Annotated in this window: 20 protein-coding genes; all 20 read right to left on the reverse strand. The window is 45.7% G+C overall.

What is annotated here, in order from left to right:
• Window positions 1-12: 12 nt before the first annotated feature.
• The 20 genes from yabN to FS666_RS11290 all read right to left on the reverse strand — a co-directional run bounded on the left by yabN (window position 13) and on the right by FS666_RS11290 (window position 20,600).
• Complete coding sequence (gene yabN / locus FS666_RS11195; protein ID WP_186306540.1) at window positions 13-1,479, reverse strand: bifunctional methyltransferase/pyrophosphohydrolase YabN; 1,467 nt, start codon at window positions 1,477-1,479, stop codon at window positions 13-15.
• A complete protein-coding gene (locus tag FS666_RS11200) occupies window positions 1,476-3,083 on the reverse strand; it encodes a putative polysaccharide biosynthesis protein (protein ID WP_144462625.1) in 1,608 nt (535 codons plus the stop codon). Before FS666_RS11200 ends, yabN begins: the two co-directional genes overlap by 4 nt.
• Before the next feature lie 157 nt (window positions 3,084-3,240).
• On the reverse strand, window positions 3,241-3,777 hold the full coding sequence (spoVT, locus tag FS666_RS11205; protein WP_120074488.1) for a stage V sporulation protein T: 537 nt from the start codon (window positions 3,775-3,777) through the stop codon (window positions 3,241-3,243).
• Between the two features lie 290 nt (window positions 3,778-4,067).
• On the reverse strand, window positions 4,068-7,592 hold the full coding sequence (gene mfd, locus FS666_RS11210) for a transcription-repair coupling factor (protein ID WP_144462623.1): 3,525 nt from the start codon (window positions 7,590-7,592) through the stop codon (window positions 4,068-4,070).
• Window positions 7,593-7,662: 70 nt separating this feature from the next.
• Window positions 7,663-7,893, reverse strand: coding sequence for an anti-sigma-F factor Fin (fin, locus tag FS666_RS11215; protein WP_120074484.1), 231 nt, complete (start codon window positions 7,891-7,893; stop codon window positions 7,663-7,665).
• Between the two features lie 63 nt (window positions 7,894-7,956).
• Window positions 7,957-8,523: an aminoacyl-tRNA hydrolase gene (gene pth, locus FS666_RS11220; protein ID WP_144462621.1), complete on the reverse strand. Its 567-nt coding sequence runs from the start codon at window positions 8,521-8,523 to the stop codon at window positions 7,957-7,959.
• Between the two features lie 155 nt (window positions 8,524-8,678).
• Window positions 8,679-9,293, reverse strand: a complete 615-nt coding sequence (locus FS666_RS11225) for a 50S ribosomal protein L25/general stress protein Ctc (RefSeq protein WP_144462619.1) — start codon at window positions 9,291-9,293, stop codon at window positions 8,679-8,681.
• Between the two features lie 194 nt (window positions 9,294-9,487).
• On the reverse strand, window positions 9,488-10,447 hold the full coding sequence (locus FS666_RS11230) for a ribose-phosphate diphosphokinase (protein WP_120074476.1): 960 nt from the start codon (window positions 10,445-10,447) through the stop codon (window positions 9,488-9,490).
• A gap of 13 nt (window positions 10,448-10,460) precedes the next feature.
• On the reverse strand, window positions 10,461-11,831 hold the full coding sequence (gene glmU, locus FS666_RS11235; protein ID WP_120074474.1) for a bifunctional UDP-N-acetylglucosamine diphosphorylase/glucosamine-1-phosphate N-acetyltransferase GlmU: 1,371 nt from the start codon (window positions 11,829-11,831) through the stop codon (window positions 10,461-10,463).
• A gap of 180 nt (window positions 11,832-12,011) precedes the next feature.
• Window positions 12,012-12,305: a septation regulator SpoVG gene (gene spoVG, locus FS666_RS11240; RefSeq protein ID WP_018708548.1), complete on the reverse strand. Its 294-nt coding sequence runs from the start codon at window positions 12,303-12,305 to the stop codon at window positions 12,012-12,014.
• 220 nt (window positions 12,306-12,525) lie between these two features.
• On the reverse strand, window positions 12,526-12,900 hold the full coding sequence (locus FS666_RS11245) for a RidA family protein (protein ID WP_120074472.1): 375 nt from the start codon (window positions 12,898-12,900) through the stop codon (window positions 12,526-12,528).
• A gap of 15 nt (window positions 12,901-12,915) precedes the next feature.
• Window positions 12,916-13,749: a pur operon repressor gene (gene purR / locus FS666_RS11250; RefSeq protein ID WP_120074470.1), complete on the reverse strand. Its 834-nt coding sequence runs from the start codon at window positions 13,747-13,749 to the stop codon at window positions 12,916-12,918.
• A gap of 140 nt (window positions 13,750-13,889) precedes the next feature.
• Entirely contained in the window at window positions 13,890-14,744 is an 855-nt protein-coding gene (gene ispE / locus FS666_RS11255; RefSeq protein WP_120074468.1) for a 4-(cytidine 5'-diphospho)-2-C-methyl-D-erythritol kinase, read from the reverse strand.
• Window positions 14,745-15,226: 482 nt separating this feature from the next.
• Entirely contained in the window at window positions 15,227-15,415 is a 189-nt protein-coding gene (locus FS666_RS11260) for a small, acid-soluble spore protein, alpha/beta type (RefSeq protein WP_120074465.1), read from the reverse strand.
• Window positions 15,416-15,506: 91 nt separating this feature from the next.
• Window positions 15,507-15,776: a biofilm formation stimulator Veg gene (gene veg, locus FS666_RS11265; RefSeq protein ID WP_018708554.1), complete on the reverse strand. Its 270-nt coding sequence runs from the start codon at window positions 15,774-15,776 to the stop codon at window positions 15,507-15,509.
• 283 nt (window positions 15,777-16,059) lie between these two features.
• Entirely contained in the window at window positions 16,060-16,935 is an 876-nt protein-coding gene (gene yabG / locus FS666_RS11270) for a sporulation peptidase YabG (RefSeq protein WP_120074494.1), read from the reverse strand.
• A gap of 80 nt (window positions 16,936-17,015) precedes the next feature.
• Window positions 17,016-17,903, reverse strand: coding sequence for a 16S rRNA (adenine(1518)-N(6)/adenine(1519)-N(6))-dimethyltransferase RsmA (gene rsmA / locus FS666_RS11275; protein WP_120074463.1), 888 nt, complete (start codon window positions 17,901-17,903; stop codon window positions 17,016-17,018).
• Window positions 17,903-18,460 (reverse strand): ribonuclease M5, encoded by a 558-nt coding sequence (rnmV, locus tag FS666_RS11280; protein WP_120074460.1) that lies wholly within the window; start codon window positions 18,458-18,460, stop codon window positions 17,903-17,905. Before rnmV ends, rsmA begins: the two co-directional genes overlap by 1 nt.
• A gap of 88 nt (window positions 18,461-18,548) precedes the next feature.
• Window positions 18,549-19,763 carry a G5 and 3D domain-containing protein gene (locus FS666_RS11285; protein ID WP_144463713.1) on the reverse strand — a complete coding sequence of 405 codons (1,215 nt, stop codon included), beginning with the start codon at window positions 19,761-19,763 and terminating at the stop codon, window positions 18,549-18,551.
• Between the two features lie 69 nt (window positions 19,764-19,832).
• Window positions 19,833-20,600 carry a TatD family hydrolase gene (locus tag FS666_RS11290; protein ID WP_144463712.1) on the reverse strand — a complete coding sequence of 256 codons (768 nt, stop codon included), beginning with the start codon at window positions 20,598-20,600 and terminating at the stop codon, window positions 19,833-19,835.
• Window positions 20,601-20,705 lie beyond the last annotated feature (105 nt).

Consider the following 20,705-nt stretch of genomic DNA (forward strand, 5'->3'; position numbering starts at 1 on the left):
ATTTTTCACCCTCTATTTCCCTTGTTTTTTTGCTTCATTCCAATACTTGTCCAATTCCTCCAGCGAAAAATCGGCAAATGGCAGCCCGCTTTCCTTTACTTTTTCCTCTATGAAAGCGAACCGTCTGTAAAACTTTTCATTGGCCGCCTGCAATGCCTCTTCAGGATGGATTTTAGCGAGACGGGCCACATTGACAACCGCAAAAAGCAGGTCCCCCATTTCCTCCAATTGGCTCTTCTTTTCTACTTTCGCCAGCTCTTCCTCAAATTCCTTTGTTTCTTCCTTTACTTTTTCCATGGCTTCTGCCGCATTGCCCCAGTCAAAACCCACCTTTGCCGCAGCCTTTTGGACTTCATAGGCGCGCAGCAAAGCCGGGAGGCCCTTTTCGATCTGGTCAAGGAGAGAGCCGCTGTTTATTGGTTTCCCCTTCTCCTCCGCTTTGATCTGTTCCCAGTTGGCAACGACTTCATCCGCATTTTCCGCTTTTGTTTCTCCAAACACATGAGGATGTCTGCGGATCATTTTTTCCGAAATGCCTTGAAGAACATCTTCAATGGAAAACATCCCGTCATCCTCGCCGATCTGCGCATGAAGCATTATCTGCAGCAGCACATCCCCGAGCTCTTCGATCATGTCGTCAATGTCATCGCGGTCAATGGCATCAAGCAGCTCATACGATTCTTCAATCAAATATTTTTTCAAAGAAAAATGCGTCTGCTTTTTGTCCCAAGGACAGCCTTCCGGGCCGCGCAAATCGGCAATTATCCCCCTCAATGTTGAAAATTCTTTTAAAGAAAGCTCCCTTGATGTAACCGGAGGAACATACACACTTGTTAAATTATCCAAAAAAGGCTGCCTGTCCAATTCGAACAATGGAATCGTCCTGGTCTTCTCATCAGAGCTTCCTGCCGCTGTCACAACGGTGATTTCATAATCGTCCGGGTATTTTTCCATCAAGGTGAGCTTGACGTCGGACGCGACCATTTGGCTATATACCTGGGCAATGATGACGTGTTGTGAGATTTGTATATCCTCCCGCTTCATCATTGTCCCGTCAAGCAGCTGAAAACCGTCAATCGGATCCACCCGGACGGCAGTGAACAAAGCATCTAAAAAGCTTTGCCCCCCTTCTACCGTTACGTTAATTCCGCGTGCATCACTTCTGTCCAACAAGAGCTGGACCGTTTTTTCAGCGATCAGCGGATGCCCCGGCACCGCATAGACAATATCTCTTTTCGATGCCTCCTCAAGCAGCAACTCCGTAATTTCTTCATATACAGCCTCGAATTGATCATGCTTTTCATATATATCATCAAAGGATTGGCAGGAAATTCCTTCCTTTTCCAGTTGTTTGATGACCGGATGCTCTTTAGTCCGCAAAAATAAATCATCGGTCTCTTTTAAAAGTTTATAGATGCCAAAGGGAAGCTGGTTAAGATCACCCGCACCAAGTCCCGCAACCCGAATGTTGTTCATCACTTTTGCCTCCTTTCTTTTCTTACGGTTTTGAACCTTTTTAGCTTCGAATAATATGGAACGTGGCTGATTTCTTCTTCCGTAAACAAGTTCATTCGCATGATGACTGCAAGATAGGCGAGGCCTCCAATGACAACTCCTGTCAACGCTGCAGCAGTATTGAAAAGACGTCCCTGCATGCCGATATGGTCAAAAATATACAGCCACCCCTGCAAAGCAATGGTCATGACAACAGCCGCCAAAGAAAGGCGGACAAGTGAAGCCCGAAGTACGGGCCGAATGGAAAAAAAGCTTTTTAATTTCCATGTAATCATCAGACAGACTGCTGCTAAGCCGGTGACTGTCGCCCAGGCGGCACCCGCCAATCCAAAAACAGGAACGAGGATAAGATTTCCTATATACTTGCAAACGGTACCCAGTAATATATATTTAGCCGGAGCCATCATCTGGCCGATCCCCTGTAAGATTCCCGAAAAAGTGATAACGACCGATGCAAAAAAAATAGCCGCCGCCAGAACAGCCAGAACACCGGAACCATCTGCATTTTTAAACAACATGATGTTGGTCGGCCTGATGATGTTCATAAGCCCTGCTGCTGCCCCCAATCCGACAGCCAGGCTTACCTTCAATGAAGTGTTCACTTTCTTCTGGAGCATGTCTGCGCTCCCTTTCGTCCAGGCTGCCGTCACTGCCGGAACAAGCGCCAGGGATATCGATGTCGCCGCCACTGTCCCAAGCTGGATCAGCGGCTGTCCCCGGTCGAAAATTCCCTTCAGTGACTTCGCTTCTTCCATTTGCCAGCCTGCTTGAACAAGAAGTGAGTACAAGTTCACCGAATCGACCAATTGGAACAAAATTAATAGAAGTCCGCTGAAACAAATGGCTGTCCCATGGATAACCACTATTTTCCCTACAGACAGCAATTCACGGATGGAGATCCGTTGAAATGCAAATAGATGCAATCCTGTTTTACGTGTATAAACACCCAGTATGATAAGGCCCGCCAAACCGCCAATGACTGCTCCTGTCCAGGCTCCCCGTCCCGTATCATAAAGAGAAAAACCTTCATGGACAAGAAAATAGGAGATGGCCAAAATGGCAGCCACCCTGACGAACTGCTCCGTTACCTGGCTGGCCGCTGTCGGGGCCATATTCCCGTAACCCTGGAAGACACCCCTCCAAAGAGAAAGGAACGGAAGAAGCAAAAACGGAAAGGCGACCACCTGGACAACAGGTGCCAGCAAAGGGTCACCCATCCAGCCGGCAATGGAATTGGCACCGAAAAACACAAACAGGAACAGGCTTATCCCGACAATAAGCAGTACAACAAATATTGTTTGCAAAACCCGCTGCAAATCCTCTTGGTTTTCTCCTTTTTCGGCGGCATTTTTTGCTACAAGCCTCGAAATGACAACCGGAAAACCGGAAACCGCCAGGACAGAAGCGATGCCATACAACGGATATACCTGCTGATATATGTAAAAACCTGTATCGCCTACGATATTTTGAAAAGGAACACGATATACCGCGCTTAGAATCTTAATGATGAAGGCGGCCAATGTCAAAATGACAGCGCCTTTCATCAATTGCCTTGAATCATCCGGCAAGCTCTCCCTCGCCTTTCTTCAATAATTTCATCCGGTAGCCATTATATCACATAAGAAGAAAGTCAAGAATCAGGAGCCAAATCAATTGCATTTTCTATACAAAATGAAATCGGGCCCGGCATAAGCCAAGCCCGTTCCTTGCTATAAAGATATTAATTCAGGATTCCATTTGTCTTGCCAAAAAGCTTGCTGCGGTTTCTGCCGATTTTTGCTCAACTTCCCCGATGGTCTTATCTTTGGAAAAAATAACAACCGCGCCGATCGGGTCACCGTTTGCAATGATAGGGGCAAGCGCATAAGAGGCAATCTCTTCCTCAACACCCTCCACAAGTTCCAGTGTGCCGGCGGTCGTTTCCAGCTTGGACAGCCGGTTGGACATAGCCTGCTCAATCATTTCGCTGTTATTTTTATTCATATAATCCTTCTTCGAGCTGCCGGCTACGGCTATAACTGCATCTCTGTCACAAATCAGGACGGAGCTGCCGAGACTGTCAAATAGTGCTTCGCCATATTCTTTTGCAAAATCACCCAATTCATTAATCGGGGAGTATTTTTTAAGTATGACTTCGCCTTCCCGGTCTACAAAAATTTCGAGCGGGTCTCCTTCCCGGATCCTGAGCGTCCTTCGAATTTCTTTCGGTATCACTACTCTTCCCAGATCATCAATACGACGAACTATTCCTGTTGCCTTCATCACAAAGTTGCCTCTCTTTCATCAGATGATTTCCGGAAAATCCATTTGAACTTGAGGCTGCCCTTCATAGGGCAGTCCTCTTTTTCATTTTCCTGCAAAAACCTTTTATTCAATACATTGCCTGAGGTTGTTGGAAATAGTATCTTTCAAAAAAATAGGTTCTATACATAAACTGTTCATTTTTGGATCAAATTTCTTTTTTAGTTTTTTCTGATGAAATGAGTGTCCGGCTTTGGAATCGGCTTTTTCAGGCGGGCGGCAACTTGCACCCAATCAATTGCCCGCTGCCCTTAAACGGGCGCTTGCTCTTTCTTGGCCGTATTTAATTCTTTAATGATATCTGTTACAATGGACAGCCATTCATCCGTCGAAAGCCTGCTGATTTGCAGGGTTATTTTCAATTGGCTGCCTTCCATGCCAAGACCCACAATCCTTCCATGGCGGTTTGTCACCTGGAATACTTTCCTTCCATCAATCTCATTCGTGCCTTCCTCCGAAAAGTATATGGCAATTTCTCCTTTGGACTGTTTGATCAATTCGAGCTTGATGGACCGGGCGTATATTTTCATTTCCGCAACTGTGAACAAGTAGCCCACCTGCTCCGGGTAATCGCCGAAGCGGTCGATCATTTCTTCCTTGAGCTCCTCCGCTTCTTCCAATGAATCTATATTGCGGAATCGCTTATACATTTCAATTTTCTGCTGACTGTCGGAAATATAGGCATCCGGTATATAGGCATCCAAATCCAATTCCACCTCAAAGGACGGAGCCATATCGGAAGGAGCGCCTCCCCTGCGCTCTTCGATTGCCTCTTTCAACATTTGAGAATACAAATCAAATCCTACAGAATCAATGAATCCGTGCTGCTGGGCTCCAAGCAGATTACCGGCGCCCCGGATGGATAAATCCCGCATCGCAATTTTAAAACCTGAGCCGAGCTCGGTAAATTCTTTGATCGCCTGAAGCCTTTTTTCCGCAATTTCAGTCAAAACCTTATCTTTCCGGTACGTAAAATAGGCATAGGCCACGCGGTTGGAACGGCCGACCCGTCCCCTGAGCTGATACAGCTGGGAAAGCCCCATGCGGTCTGCATCATAAACGATCAATGTGTTGACACTTGGTATATCAACGCCTGTTTCAATGATCGTTGTCGTTACCAGCACATCAAATTCACCATCCAAAAAGCTCAAAATGACGGCTTCGAGCTCCGATTCTCCCATTTGTCCATGAGCATAGGCAACACGTGCATCAGGGACAAGCATGGAAATCTCCTCCGCTTTCCTTTCAATGTCTTCTACGCGGTTATATAGGAAGTACACCTGTCCATCGCGGGCCAACTCTCGTTCAATCGCTTCTTTTACAAATGTCCCGTTATATTCCATCACATATGTCTGGACAGGAAAGCGGTTTTCCGGAGGGGTTTCAATGACGGACAGATCCCGTACTCCAAGCATGGACATATGAAGCGTCCGCGGTATAGGGGTTGCCGTCAAAGTCAGCACGTCCACATTCGTTTTCAGCTGCTTGATTTTTTCCTTATGGGAGACGCCAAAGCGCTGTTCTTCATCAACGATAAGCAGACCGAGATCTGCAAATTTAATATCTTTTGACAAAAGGCGATGGGTACCGATCACAAGGTCTACTGTCCCATTTTTCAAACCTTTGGCAGTTTCTGTCTGTTCTTTCTTTGTCCTGAATCGGCTGAGCAGACTGATATTGATGGGATAGCCGTTAAATCTTTCTTTTATTGTTTCAAAATGCTGCTGGGCAAGAATGGTGGTCGGGACCAGAATGGCCACCTGTTTTCCATCCATGATCGCTTTGAAAGCCGCACGGATGGCGACTTCCGTTTTTCCGTAGCCGACATCTCCGCAAAGCAGCCGATCCATCGGGCGTTCCCTCTCCATATCGCGTTTGATTTCCGCAATCGACCTAAGCTGGTCTTCTGTTTCCTGATAAGGGAAAGATAATTCAAACTCCCGCTGCATATCGCTGTCCGGGGAAAAAGCATACCCTTTTGTCGCTTCACGTTCGGCGTACAGCTTTATCAGTTCGTCGGCAATATCTTTGACCGACGATTCCACTCTTTTCTTAACCCGCTTCCAGTCATTTCCGCCCAGCTTATACATTTTCGGTTCCTTTCCTTCAGAACCGACGTATTTCTGGACAAGATCAATCTGGTCAACCGGTACGTACAAAGTATCGTTCCCCTGGTAGGAAATATGCAGATAATCCTTATGGACTCCCTTGATTTCCAAAGTTTCAATACCTAAATACTTGCCGATTCCATGATTGACATGGACTACGTAATCACCGGGGTTCAATTCGGAATAGCTTTTGATCCGCTCAGCATTGGAAAGCTTTTGCCGGCGTTTCATTTTTCTTGTTTTCTTATTGAAAACCTCTTCCTCAGTCACCACTGCCAATTTCAATGACGGAAGTTCAAAGCCCGTGTTCAAGGCGCCATTGACAATTTGAGTACCGGCAAACTTCCCCGGGTCATCTGCAATGGCGGCTTCCACCCCATAGTCGCGCAAAACAGACTGCATTTTTTGGCTGCGCTCTTCATCCGGGGCAAGAAAAATGACCGACATGCCATTTTTTCTCCATCGTTCCACCTCTGATGCAAGCAAATGCATCTGCCCGTGAAAATTTTGCATCAACTTGCATGGAACATTTGCGATGTTTTGGGGGCTTGTATTTGGAATATGCCGCAAAAACAACGATAAATAAATCCTTGGCAATGAAGTATCCACCAACAGCCCGTTCAAGGAGTGGGCAATTTCCAGGTCATGGGTAACCTCTCCATGTTCAAGGACAGACGTGAACCACTCCGCCTCTTCCTTTTCGAGACGTTCATTCATTTCCTGGATCCGGCTCAATTCATCCAATATTAAAAGGGAGTCGCGAGAAACATAGTCTAGCAAACTTTCAGCCGGATCGTAGGCCAATTTCATATATTTGAAAAATTGTTCGGGCTTTTGGCCGTTTCGCATCTGCTCGATGTCGGCGCCGATATTTTGCATCAACTGCTCTTTTGTTAAGTCTTTTTTTATCTTTTTTAACGAGCTGCCAAGGCTTTTTTCGAGCTTATCCGCTGCATGGGAAAGTCCACCTGCATCAACGGGGGATTCTGTTGCAGGCCCAATAAGCACATGCGCCAGTTTTTCCTTTGAACGCTGATCTTCAATTGAAAATGTCCGGATGGAATCGACTTCCACATCAAAAAGTTCAATTCTGATGGGATCAGCTTCAGTCAGCGGGTAAATATCCAAAATTCCTCCCCGGATACTGAATTCCCCCGGAGCACTGACCATATCCACCCGGGCATACCCCATTTGAACCAGCAGGGGCAGCTGCTTATCAAGGTCCAGCTCTGAACCGGTTTCAATATGAAGCTGCAGTTTTTTCCATACGTCTGAAGGCGGCAATGTTTTTCTAAGCCCGGCCATCGGTATGACAAAAATACCCCGGCGGCCGGACACCATGTAATTCAGCGCCTCAATCCGCTGTGACCTGAGCTCCGGGCTTGCTACACCAAGCTCGGATGCAATCAATTCATTCGCAGGGTATAAAAACAATTGATCTTCATCCACCAATTGTAAAAGGTCTTCATAAAGTTTTTGTGCTTGAAGCAAATTATGTGTGACAACGATCAGCGATTTACGCGTTTCCTTTGCCGCTGCAGCTACGAACAAGGCCCGTACGGACCCCGAAAGGCCAGCCACAAGCTGTTCCCGGATTCCTTCATTTACACCGGCAATCACTGACTGCAGTTCACTTTGCTGTAAAATCAGATCTCGTAAACCATGCATGACTTTCTCCTCTTTCCAGAAAATGGGACTCAGACCAAACGGAAAAATGCTTTGGTCGAAGCCAAAGCTGTTAATGGATCAGATAGTCATATTGGTGCAAGTCGGGGTTGCGTGAGAAAGCTTCGTGGCAGTCTTCGCAAATCGCTTGAATATGAAGATCTCCATCCGTTTGATATGTCACCATTTCCTGTCTCTCTTCTTCCGTTAGTTTGTGTAAACCCAATTGTTGGGATTGTATTATATGATTTTCTATAGTGCCTAATTTTGCCGAACAATGGCGGCAAAAATAATGGACAGTCATTCCATTCACTCCTCGGCCAGGCAATTTTTACTTTTTAGTATGAACGCCTGTGCCCGGAGTTATTCATCCATTGGAGTTAAATCGGTTCATGACTTCAAGAAAAGGTTTTTCGAGCCATTCCTCGCATGCATCCGCACATGTTTGAATGACTGATTGCATTTTGTCCCATTCATCGCCGGTGAACCTTGCCAATACATAATCTGGAACGGCTATTCCCTCCGGCGGCCGGTTAATCCCGATCCTGATCCGGTTAATTTCAGATGTGCCCAAATGCTGGATGGTCGATTTCATGCCGTTATGGCCGCCTGCACTCCCTTTTTGCCTCAGCCTGATTTTACCGACCGGCAAATCAAGGTCATCATAGATGACAAGTACATTTTCTGCGGGGATTTTGTAATAGTCCGCCAACGGCCGGATACTTTCCCCTGATAAATTCATATATGTCAATGGCTTTAATAATATGGCTTTTTCGCCGTTTTTGTGAATATTGGCAAACAGCCCGTTAAACTTGGATTCATTTAACTTTACTCCATTACGGGAAGCCAGCTCATCGATCACTTCGAACCCGATGTTATGCCTTGTTCTTTCATAACGGGAACCGGGATTGCCCAGTCCAACTATCAACTTCATCCAACACACCCCAAACATTTTCAGCAGATGGTTTATTTCTCAAAAAATGGCTGTCCAGCTCCAGCGCTTGTCGCCGATAAACAGGCGGCCTCCGCTTTTCTTATTCAAGCGGGGAAAAAGCGCAACCGCTTTGGCTGCGCCTGGTATTCGTTGATTTATTCCTCTTCCGCACCTGTTTCTTCTGACTCGGCTTCTGATGGCTCTGTACCTTCTTCCGCCTCTACTCTTGGAGCCAGAATTGTTGCAATTGTTTCATCATCCTCATGGTTAATCGTGATAGAATAGTTTCCGCGGATTTCACCGATGGAAATCGTCTCCCCGATTCCAAGCCCGGAAATATCAACACTGATGGCTTCCGGAATTTCATCGGGCTTTGCTGTAACAACAACTTCGTGGAGGATTTGTTGAAGTACCCCTCCGTCTCTTACACCCTCTGCATCTCCGGATAGTTCGACACGGACATTCGCTTCGATCTCCTGAGACATATCGACGGCTAAAAAGTCGGCATGGATCACTTCTTTTTTGATCGGGTCTTCCTGGTATTCATGCAAGACGACATTTAGCTTTTTCCCATCGACATCGAGATTGATGACACCGTTTCGGCCAACCTCGCGCATCGTTTTAATAAATTCGCCGCTGTCGATGGAAATGGGAGTGTTATCCGTCTTATAACCATAAATGATAGCCGGAATACCTCCCTGCTCCCTCAGTTCCCGCAATTGGGAACGTCGATCGCTTGTCCTTTCTGTTGCCTTTAATACATTTACCATTTAGCACCTTCTCCTAACCTAATGTTGTCAAAAGTACACTATCCATATATATACCTTAACATACATTCAGTTAAACCTCTAGGCGGGAAGAAAATCAATTTTCTAATTTATTTAAATTTTACGCACTGGTTCTCAAGTTCACAAGCCAATCAGCCCGGGGCGCGCCGGCCATCTAAAGCTGAGTGACTTCCGCTTTAATCAAACAAAGTGCTTACAGATTTGTTTTCATGAATCCTGATAATGGCTTCTCCAATAAGCGACGCAACCGAAAGCTCCTTGATCTTGCTGATTTTCTTCTCTTCCGGCAACGGAATAGAATTTGTCACAATCAGTTCTTTCAATTCGGAGTTTTGGATGCGATCAATAGCAGGTCCGGAAAGGACTGGATGTGTACAGCAGGCATAGACATCCTTTGCCCCGGCCTCTTTCAGCGCATTGACTGCCAAAGTGATCGTACCGGCAGTATCGATGATATCGTCTATTAAAATGGCCGTTTTCCCTTCTACATTTCCCACGATATTCATTACTTCCGCTACATTCGGACGCGGGCGGCGCTTGTCGATGATTGCAATCGGGGCTTTCAAACGGTCCGCCAGCCTTCTTGCACGGGTAACTCCGCCGTGGTCAGGGGATACGATCACAAGATCGCCATCTACCATTTCTTTTTCTTTGAAATAATCAGCTAAAATTGGAACACCCATTAAGTGGTCAATCGGCACGTCAAAGAAACCCTGAATTTGCGGAGCATGCAAATCAAGTGTGATGACACGCGTTGCGCCGGCTGTTTCAATTAAGTTGGCAACAAGTTTTGCCGTGATCGGTTCCCTTGCACGGGCTTTCCGATCCTGGCGCGCATAGCCATAATAAGGCATGACAATATTGATCGTTTTGGCGGACGCCCGTTTTAAAGCGTCAATCATGATGAGAAGCTCCATCAAGTTTTTGTTTACCGGTTTGCTTGTTGATTGGATGACATACACATCACAGCCGCGGATGCTTTCTTCGATATTAATTTGAATTTCTCCATCGCTGAATTGGCTGACCGTACATTTTCCGAGCTCTAACCCGATTTCCTTTGCAATTTCCCCCGATAGGGTGCGATTGGAATTTAAAGAAAAAACTTTTAATGTAGGGTCAAGATATTGGTTCGACATGAGGAGCCTCCATTTATTTTTTAGATTTTAGCTTTTCTACATAGTTTTCTTTGTTTACTTGGCGTGCACGCGCGATTGCCAGCGCTGATTCCGGAACATCATCTGTAATCGTAGAGCCGGCAGCAATATAGGCACCTTCCTTGACAGTAACCGGCGCCACCAGATTTGTGTTGCAGCCAACGAATACATCATCATTTATTTTCGTTAAAAATTTATTTTTACCATCATAATTGACCGTAATCGAGCCGCAGCCGATGTTAACGTTTCTGCCTACTTCTGCATCTCCGATATAACTTAAATGTGAAGCCTTGCTGCCTTTTCCAAAATAGGTCTTTTTAATTTCAACAAAGTTTCCTATTTTAACCTCATCCTGTATGTCTGAATCAGGACGGATGTGGGCAAATGGGCCAATCTTGACATTGCTTCCGATGGAGCTGTCGGAAAGAACGGACTGTTGCACGATAGTATTGTGAGAAATTTCACAATTGTTCACTTCAGTATTGGGACCGATTTTGCAGCCTTCACCTATTTTTGACTTTCCCTGAATGACGGTTCCAGGCAAAATAACGGTGTCACTTCCAATGATCACATCTGAATCAATGTACGTATTGGCCGGATCGGTAATGGTTACGCCATTTTTCATATGTTCCCTGTTAATGCGGGTTCTCATGATTCTTTCAGCTTCAGCAAGCGCGATACGGTCGTTGACTCCGAGAGTCTCCTCAAAGTCTTCCGTCATATAAGCCGTCACAAGCTCTCTTCTCGCCTTTAATATTTCTATCACATCAGGAAGATAATATTCCCCCTGTGCATTTTCATTGGAGACATTGTCAAGGGCCTCAAACAGGGCTTCATTATCAAAGCAGTATGTACCTGTATTGATTTCTTTGACTGTCAATTCTTCCTCGTTCGCATCCTTATGCTCGACAATTCTTTCGACTTCGCCTTTCGCATTCCGGATGATTCTTCCATAACCGGTTGGGTCTTTGGCAAGAGCTGTCAAAACACTCGCTTTTGCTCCAGTTTCTTCATGCTGTTTCATCAAAGCTGACATCGTTTCTACTGAAATCAGCGGGGTGTCTCCGCAGATGACCAACGTCGTTCCTTTTTGGCCGCCTAACGCTTCCTTCGCCTGCATTACAGCATGGGCTGTTCCCAGCTGCTCTTCCTGAATCACAAATTCACTTTTTCCATGCAGCTGCTCTTTAACCATCTCTGCACCGTATCCCACAACCGTAACTATATTGTTCACTTCGAGCTGTGAAATATGATCCACTACGTGTTCTACCATCGGTTTACCGCAAACCGGATGAAGCACTTTATATAACTTGGACTTCATTCTGGTGCCCTGCCCCGCTGCCAATATTACAGCGAATCTATTCATAAAAGGTCCCCCAATAATTTTTTTCCATTATGAATATAGCTTAAAATTCGGTTTTTTTCAAGAAAACGAGAAGGGAAATAACCTTGTAAAATTTAGGGAGGAATAGATTAATCGCTGTAAGGTGGCCACAATAAAAAGAGCCATACTCCAAAGGTAGGCTCTTGATGCTTTTTTATATGATTAGGAAGCGCCGGCTTCTTCTAATTCAGGTTCTTCTATTTCACCCAAACGGTGGTATTCTGCCAAAACGACGTCCTGAATTTTGTTTCTGGTGTTCGAATTGATCGGATGGGCGATATCCCTGAATTCTCCATCGGGAGTCCGCTTGCTTGGCATAGCCACGAAGAGCCCATTATTTCCGTCAATTACACGAATATCGTGAACAACAAATTCATCATCGAGGGTAATTGAGGCAATCGCTCGCATTCTGCCTTCCGTATTAACACGGCGCAGTCTGACATCAGTTACTTCCATTGTGTTCACCACCTTCTCGCTCTAAATAAATACTATATCTATGTATTCAACAAACTTTGGTATTCTCCTTCTTAATTAGAGAAATTTTTTAGAATCTTTCCTATTACTAGAAAAACGCAAGCGCTGTCATTTGCGGCATAAGACTTTTTAAAAAAAATCTGTCAAAGCGCTTGCTTGGAAAATCAAAATAGAATCGCCGCCTTCTTACGGCGATTCATTATTATTTTACTAAAGCGATGACTTCCATCTCTAAGAGAACATCTTTTGGCAGTCTTGCTACCTCTACGCAGGAGCGTGCCGGCTTATGTTCCGAAAAATATTGGGCATAAATCTCGTTGATTGTACCGAAATCATCCATATTTTTAATAAATAGAGTAGTTTTGACAACGGTCTCCAATGATGCGCCAGCTTCTTCCAATACCCCTTGGATGTTGCGGAAGACTTGGTGTGCCTGTTCCTCGACACTGCTTCCGGCAAGTTCACCCTCTGGTGTCAATGGAATTTGGCCGGAGCTGTAAAACATATTGTTGACGATGATTCCCTGTGAATACGGCCCGATGGCAGCCGGTGCCTTGTTCGTTTCTACTTTGCGCATATGTAACGGTCCCTTCTATAGAAAATTTGTCATTTTAGAAAAGTAGTTGCCCTGGACGACATTGATCTGTTTTTCTTTTGTGTTTACGTCCGTTAATTTGACCAAGGAAATATAATCCTCGACCAATCTTTCTTCCTCATATTCAGATTCCACCAATACAGCAATACCGGCTACGGAAGCTTGGAATTCCTCCAATAGATTGACCATGCCGTTAATTGTTCCGCCGGCCTTCATGAAATCATCGACAATCAGGACATTCGCCCCTTCTTTCAGGCTTCTTTTGGACAGGACCATCGTCTGGATCCGTTTTGAAGAACCGGAAACATAGTTGATCGTCACCGTCGGTCCCTCCGTCACTTTTGTATCTCTTCTGACAATCACAAATGGAACGTTTAAAAAAGAGGAGACTGCCTGGGCAATCGGGATCCCTTTCGTCGCGACCGTCATGATGACATCCACTTTTTTGCCGGCCACCGCTGCAGCCAGATGCCTGCCGACTTCATTTAAAATTTTCGGGTCGCCCAAAAGATCTCCCATGTACAGGTACCCGCCGGGCAATAAACGATCAGGGTCGGCAATGGAACGGCATAGGTTGTCCACAAATTCAGAAGCCTGTTCCTTTTGGACCATCGGAAAGTATTTGACACCGCCTGCTGCGCCCGGAACCGTCTGCAGCATGCCGATGCCCTGGTGCTTAAATATATCATTGATAATCACTAGGTCCTCACTGATGGAAGATTTGGCAGACTGGTACCTTTGGGCGAACCACGTCAAGGAAACAAGCTCCCGAGGGTGATTCATTAAATAATGTGTCATATCAACGAGCCGCTCACTACGGCGAAACTTCATTATGTAACCTCCCGTGCAACGTAACGCGAATATTATTAAAGAAAATATACACAATTGTACGTATTTAGGCAAGTATGTGCTGAAAAAATTTTAAAGTTTCGTCCAGTCTGTACGTCGCTAAACGTCGCCCTGCGCTTTTCTTACACCCCCAGCATTCTCACTGCAAACACCTGGTCACAAAATCCGCGAAGTCCGTTATATATTCTTTGCAATCTGGAATCGTGGCGCACAAGGCCGAATACGGTGGGGCCGCTGCCGCTCATCAGCACGGAATCAGCTCCGAATCTTTCCATCTGCTTTTTAATTTGCAAGACTTCCGGATACATATGAAGGGTGACACTCTCCAAGGCATTGGCCATGTTTTCACATACACCTTCATAATCATTGTTTTCAAGTGCCTGTATCATGCCCTTCGTATCCGGGTGTCGTATACTGCCGACATCCAGGTTACGGTATATTTCGGAGGTGGATACCCCGATGGCAGGCTTGGCCAAGACCACCCAGCAGGCCGGGGGTGCCGGGAGCTTCGTCACTTTTTCTCCTCTTCCTTTAGCCAAAGCCGTTCCTCCGTATACACAAAAAGAAACGTCCGATCCAATTTCCGCGCCGAGTTCGGCAAGCTCATCCAAAGTCAAACCAAGGCCCCAAAGTTCGTTCAAACCTCTTAAGGTTGCAGCAGCGTCACTGCTGCCTCCCGCCAATCCGGCTGCAACCGGTATAATTTTATTTATAGAAATTTCTACACCTTGGTCAATTTTGTATCTTTCTTTCAATAATTTGGCCGCCTGGTAGGCCAGATTCCGTTCGTCGGCCGGCACAAAACGATTTCGGGAAAGGATGGCCACACGGTCTTCCCTGATTTCGGCCAATTCCAGGCGGTCAGCGAGGTCGATTGTTGTCATGACCATCTCCACTTCATGATAACCATCATCCCGCTTTCCCAGCACGTCCAAAGATAGATTGATTTTTGCCGGTGCCTTCACCAAAAGCTTCAATTCACACTCACCTGCTTCATTTAACTGAGTAACAAAGGCCTCCGGCTTCCTCCCTTTTAAACAGGGAAAGGATGTTCCCAGGCACCTATTTTCGACTCAATTCCATACATATTGTTCATTTTACCACGAACAATTCATGAACTCCAAGAGTGGGAGTAAGAAAAGCTCAAGCGCCCGTTTAGCGAGGTACAAACTGGAGCACTCCGCAATGAGATAAAGGAAACACGGCGACGAAGGAGCCGATGTTGACTTATCGTAGTGGAGGAGTGTGAAGTTTGCTAGTCGCTGGGCGCTGGAGCTGGACAAAGAAAGGCTTCTTTTGAAAAAAGTTTTCATATCAGGTTATACTTTCTTTTACTTTTAAGAAAAGCTCAAGCGCCTTGCCCATCGACGTACAGACTATACAACAAGAAAAGCCGAGGCTTTTCTTCGCCCCGGCTTGTGCGGATGGTTTTTGTTCATTGTCTTCAGGTCCAAAGTAATCATTCTTCACGATTGTCTGATTGGCTGAGCTGACGTTCTGCTATTTCAATTGCACGTTTTACCATATTTCCTGCATCCCTGGCCTTGATGCCGCCCCATCCTTCTTCCTGGACGACGTCATAAAAGCCCAACTCTTTTGCCAACTCTACTTTCAATTGATCCGACATGACTCCTCTTCTTCTTCCCAAAGCCATTTCCCCCTTTGCATCCGCTTTTGTATTTTGTGCAGAAGGAAAGCGAATATCCGGTAAAAGTAAAAACAGCAGTAAACCCAGGGGTTTACTGCTGCCCTATTGCTATATTTCCTGATGTTTCATCGTAAAAAGTAAGTTCAACCGTTTCGGTCAGAACATCTGCATAACTGTAAGATACCCGTTCAAATGCATTTTCGTCCTGATCCAACTCAACTACAAAAACTGATGGATATGTTTCCGCCAATACGCCGGAACGTTCGATTGTTTTCCTTCGTCCCCCGTTGGCCTTTAACATTAATCTCTTGCCCAAATTTGAATCAAGGGATTTTTTAATGCTCGCTAAAGTTTTCGGCATTTTTTCGCTCCACCTCACTGGTTTTCATTATAACACGCGGCTGGATAAATGTCAAATAAATTTACAATTTTATCAATGAATCCTCATCTTTGTCAATCATTTTTTTTCTACAAGATCACCCATTTTTCAACAATAGTAGTATATCTCACAAAAAAGATAATATGTACTGACTTTAGGAAAGCCTATGGGCAGGGGGCTGGGAGGCTATGGAAGCGCCGGGTAAGCCAGAATAAATGAACGAAAAAAAAGAGCATTGGCAAAGTCCCAATGCTCAAGTTACAAGCTACTCATCTTCTCCCGGAGGCCTAAAAGGCATCCCGTTCCTTAGTACTCCCTTTGTATCAAGTCCCCCCAGCCCTTTTTGTCCCGTTAATGTATTTCGCAGGACATCCCATACATTCACCCTTTCCGTAAAAGGCGTGAAGCTGATTTTCGAGACGATATAGACCGGATCCAATGCATGGATATTGACACGCTGGGGTGAGCTTGCAAAATTTGCCCCTGCAAATATAAGAGACTCAAAATGGGATTGGCAGGCGCCGGCAAAAATGACAAGCTGATCGAGATGCGGGACTTTCTTCCTCGCTTCCCTTACAGCTTCTACAAAATATCTTGAATGGCGATAGGCATTTAAATCTATTTTTTTTCCTTTTGCTTTTGAATAGGCATCGTGCCCTGTAATGACGAGAATATCCGGACGATATTGGTCGATCAAGGAAGGGATGTGCTTATACATTTCTTTTTCATTACAGTGCACTCCCTTGACTGCGACTCCAATTTTCGAATACAGCTCCATGCATCTCTTCAAATAATTCGGATCCCCATCAAGGTGAAGGACGCGGCCGGGCATCTGAAAGTAATTGTATTCCCTTTTATATCCTTCTGTAGCTGTGTATTCCTGCTGGGATCTTACAAGATCAAGGTCCTGTTGAAACAGTTCCCAGGACTGTTCTTCAAGGGATCGTACTTTGGAAGACCTTGTCAGCTGCTCTTCCTCTGTAAAAGGGACAAGGTCTTCAACAGGCGCATTAGCAATAAGGCGGTAATCCTCCCCATAAAGGATTGCTGTTGTTTGACCGTCAATCTCCTGGATGTCGATGACTCGAAATAAAAGATCGCATTGGTGAGACAAGCGGCCGACAATCGTATTTATTGATATCACGGTCGTCAACTCCAATAAACAGCGCTATTTATCTATCTGTCATAGGCTATGCTGTTTACCCGCTCATGGTGTCTGTTTCATTCCGAGTCGCCAAACAGAGGAAAAAGCGCATCGCTCAGCGCGGCAAATTCATTCATTGATAAAGTTTCTCCCCGCCTTGACGGTTCTATGCCGGCCAATTCAAGTGCATGGGCAATATCTGATTTTCTCTTCTTCCCATCAGGCAGCCCGCTCGTTAAATTGTTCATCAGCGTCTTTCTCCGCTGGGCAAATGACATTTTTGCAATTTGAAAGAAAAACACCTCATCTCTGACAGACACAGCAGGACGTTCCCTCAACAGCATCCGGATGACCGCGGAGTCTACATTCGGCTGTGGAATAAAGACCGATTTGGGAACGATCATGACGGTTTCGGCCGTTGTATAATACTGGATGGCAATCGAAAGGGACCCGTACTCCTTCGTTCCCGGCTTCGCTGCAATCCGGTCCCCCACTTCCTTTTGCAGCATGACGACGATTCCGCGAATGGGCAGTTTTTCCTCAAGAAGCTTTAAAATGATCGGCGTCGTTACATAATAAGGGAGATTGGCCACCACCATGATCTCCTTTACATCAGCAAACTCTTCTTCAATCATCTGCTGGATGTCCGCTTTCAAAATGTCCTCATGAATAATCTTCACATTGTCATAAGGTGAGAGGGTGTCTGCCAAAATCGGCAGAAGGCGTTGATCTATTTCGTAGGCAGCAACCTTTTTGGCCGTCCTGGCCAGGTGCTCTGTCAATGCCCCGATTCCCGGCCCGATTTCAATGACACCCGTTTCCTTAGTCAGCCCCGCATACTCTGTTATATTACGTAAAATATTCGGATCGATTAAAAAGTTTTGTCCAAGGCTTTTCTTAAAAGAAAAACCGTGTTTCTCCATAATTTCTTTTGTTCTGACCGGTGTCGCGATGTCTTTTTGCATTATTGTTTTTCCTCCCGTAGTACGGCTTCGAGGGCTTCCGCAAACTCCTGGCGGGATATTTGGAACATCATCAGCCGTTTGTGGAGCTGCTTTCCGTTTGTATAGCCGATCTTCAACAGCTCCCCAAGCCTTTCCCTTCGGCCTGCGGCCTCCGGCCCTCCAATCAGCCCCGCATCAATCAAGTCTTCCCTTGTGATAACTTCGGCTTCTGTATCCAGCATGGGATGGGCATCCTGCAATGCCAGGCGGATCGCTTCGGGAGAAGCGTGCTCCACGCCAATGCCACGCCCGTTGTTCGGCCGCGCATCTTTTTTATCGATAAAAGCATGCTTGCATCCAGGTACATGCTCGGTGATTGTCTTGCGGATCTTTTCCCCCGGAAAGTCCGGGTCAGTCAGAATAATGACCCCCCTTTTTTGATGGGCCAATCTGATTTTTTCCAACGTTTCTGCGGAAACGGCCGAGCCGTTCGTTTCGATCGTATCTGCATCCAGCGCACGCTGGATGGCTCTTGTATCGTCTTTTCCTTCCACTACAATGATTTCCTTGATCTTCATGTTTCCTCCGGTAAAACAGTTTTACTAATGTCTTATTATAACCTGTTATGGATAAAAAAAGGAAAAGCAGAGGAGCATTTTCCTCTGCTTAGTCGATGATACGCACTTTGACCTGTTTTCTGCCGAAGCTGCTTGCCTGCCCTTTTGATTGGACGTGAACGTCGATCCTGTTCCCTTTGATCGCTCCGCCAGTATCTCCTGCTACAGCATAGCCGTATCCTTCCACCCATACTTTTGATCCCAACGGAATGACGCTTGGGTCCACCGCAATTACTTTTGCATCTGGATTAGCGCGTAAATCGATGCCGGTGGAAGTGACACCGGAGCAGCCGCTGCAATCCGCTGTATAGGCGGTGGCATTCATATAGATTTCTTTTCCTTCGCTGGCAGGTGCGGCGGCAGTTGAAGCTTGGGAACCTGCTGAAGAAGCTTTCCCTTCGGGAGCCGGAGCAGCAGTGACTTTCGTTCCAACAGCTACGATTTTATCTTTGCTTTCTTTGACTCTTTCTTCGGAGACAAGTGAACGTTTAACTTCTTTTCCGTTTTCTTTTGTTACTTCAAACTCTTTTTTCACTAAACCTTCCTGGCCCTCTTGGACAACCTTTTCTGTACCTTTATCAAGGTTCCCGTCTTTTTTCGTGACAACGTCATAATCGATTGGCTCTTCCACTACATCGGTGACCTTTTCTACTCTGATGACATCAATGGATTGGTCAGGGGATACCATTTCATCCAATCCCGGTTCCACACGATCCAATTCTCCCAGCTCCACGTCCTGCTGTTGTAAAAAATCAGCGACCGTAGTCGAAGTGGTCCATACCTTTTCTTCGTCCTTTCCGTTGTTTAAAACAACCTGGAACGCTTTTTCGATTTCAATTGTCATATTGGGAAGGATATTTTTTGCAGGAGATATGTTGATTTTATCATGTTCGCCTAGCTTTATATCTTCCTCATTCAAAAGCTGCTGTACTGTTCTGGCGGTGGTCATGACTTTCTCTGAATCATCCCCAACCGTCAGTGTCACCGGCTTTGCCGGCTCCCATATAAGAGATTGATTGTTTTGGACTACCGAATTCGGCTCATGTGACAAGTAATCTGTCTCTTTTACATTGACATCCATTTCTTCAAGCATTTCGCCAACCGTTTCCGCATGGGTTTTTACTACAACCTGCTCACCATCAAGTGTAACAGCAACCGTCTTTTTCGTTCCTTCCGTTATTAAAATCATCAGGGTAGCAGTAAATACGAGAAAACTGGCCACTACCAACCCTAATTTTCTTCGACTTCTCAATTCTGTACTCAAAGAAAAACTCCTCCTTCTTCCTTCATCGGCATTCACCGTGATGAAGAAGTAAAATTTTATTGTTTTTAGTCAGCGAATGCCGAACAGTTTCTTTGCATTCTCTGTCGTCACTTTCGCTACTTCCTCAAAGCTGATGTCCTTCAGCTCGGCAACCTGTTCAGCAACCAGCTTGACATACGCCGGTTCATTCCTTTTTCCCCTAAAGGGGTGTGGAGCGAGATAAGGGCAGTCCGTTTCTATCAGCAGCCGGTCAAGCGGAACCTCCATGGCCACTTTTTTCGGCTTTTTGGCATTTTTAAAAGTGACAGGCCCGCCCAGTGAAATGTGAAAGTTCATTTCAACACACTCTTTGGCGGTTTCCGCGCTGCCGCTGAAGCAATGCATAATGCCTCCGACTTCTTCGGCGTTTTCTTCCCTTAAAATTTGAACAACATCTTCAGTCGCATCACGGTTATGTATGATGATCGGAAGCTTCAATTTCTTAGCCAGGCCGATCTGCCTGCGGAATACCTCTTTTTGAACATCATGGGGTGATTTATCCCAGTGGTAGTCAAGCCCCATTTCACCGAGGGCCACAACCTTTGGATGAGCCGCCATCTCTTCAATCCAGGCCAGGTCTTCATCTGTCATATCAATAGCGTCCACAGGATGCCACCCGATGCTCGCATAAAGAAAATCATATTCCTCCACCAGATCAATGGCTCTTTCTATCGTCGGTCTATTGAAACCGACAACGACCATATGGGAGACACCTGCCTCCTTGGCGCGCTCGATCACTTCCTGAAGATCTTCATTAAATTGTTCGTCATTTAAATGGACATGTGTGTCAAATAGCATGGCTCAATCTCCTTCATAGAGTATAAAGTATTTTAAAGTAACCCTGAATCCGTGACGTAGTTTGTTAAAAGCTTGAAAAGCAGGCTGATTTTACCCATTTTCAGC

Source organism: Siminovitchia fortis (genome assembly GCF_007681465.1).
Taxonomy (GTDB): domain Bacteria; phylum Bacillota; class Bacilli; order Bacillales; family Bacillaceae_C; genus Siminovitchia; species Siminovitchia fortis.

What these genes read in the sequence shown, in the direction of transcription:
- spoVT (WP_120074488.1), bottom strand. Translation starts at nt 3,777, where the DNA reads ATGAAGGCAACAGGAATAGTTCGTCGTATTGATGATCTGGGAAGAGTA.
- mfd (WP_144462623.1), bottom strand. Translation starts at nt 7,592, where the DNA reads ATGCATGGTTTACGAGATCTGATTTTACAGCAAAGTGAACTGCAGTCA.
- fin (WP_120074484.1), bottom strand. Translation starts at nt 7,893, where the DNA reads ATGACTGTCCATTATTTTTGCCGCCATTGTTCGGCAAAATTAGGCACT.
- pth (WP_144462621.1), bottom strand. Translation starts at nt 8,523, where the DNA reads ATGAAGTTGATAGTTGGACTGGGCAATCCCGGTTCCCGTTATGAAAGA.
- FS666_RS11225 (WP_144462619.1), bottom strand. Translation starts at nt 9,293, where the DNA reads ATGGTAAATGTATTAAAGGCAACAGAAAGGACAAGCGATCGACGTTCC.
- FS666_RS11230 (WP_120074476.1), bottom strand. Translation starts at nt 10,447, where the DNA reads ATGTCGAACCAATATCTTGACCCTACATTAAAAGTTTTTTCTTTAAAT.
- glmU (WP_120074474.1), bottom strand. Translation starts at nt 11,831, where the DNA reads ATGAATAGATTCGCTGTAATATTGGCAGCGGGGCAGGGCACCAGAATG.
- spoVG (WP_018708548.1), bottom strand. Translation starts at nt 12,305, where the DNA reads ATGGAAGTAACTGATGTCAGACTGCGCCGTGTTAATACGGAAGGCAGA.
- FS666_RS11245 (WP_120074472.1), bottom strand. Translation starts at nt 12,900, where the DNA reads ATGCGCAAAGTAGAAACGAACAAGGCACCGGCTGCCATCGGGCCGTAT.
- purR (WP_120074470.1), bottom strand. Translation starts at nt 13,749, where the DNA reads ATGAAGTTTCGCCGTAGTGAGCGGCTCGTTGATATGACACATTATTTA.
- veg (WP_018708554.1), bottom strand. Translation starts at nt 15,776, where the DNA reads ATGCCGAAAACTTTAGCGAGCATTAAAAAATCCCTTGATTCAAATTTG.
- rsmA (WP_120074463.1), bottom strand. Translation starts at nt 17,903, where the DNA reads ATGCAAAAAGACATCGCGACACCGGTCAGAACAAAAGAAATTATGGAG.
- rnmV (WP_120074460.1), bottom strand. Translation starts at nt 18,460, where the DNA reads ATGAAGATCAAGGAAATCATTGTAGTGGAAGGAAAAGACGATACAAGA.
- FS666_RS11290 (WP_144463712.1), bottom strand. Translation starts at nt 20,600, where the DNA reads ATGCTATTTGACACACATGTCCATTTAAATGACGAACAATTTAATGAA.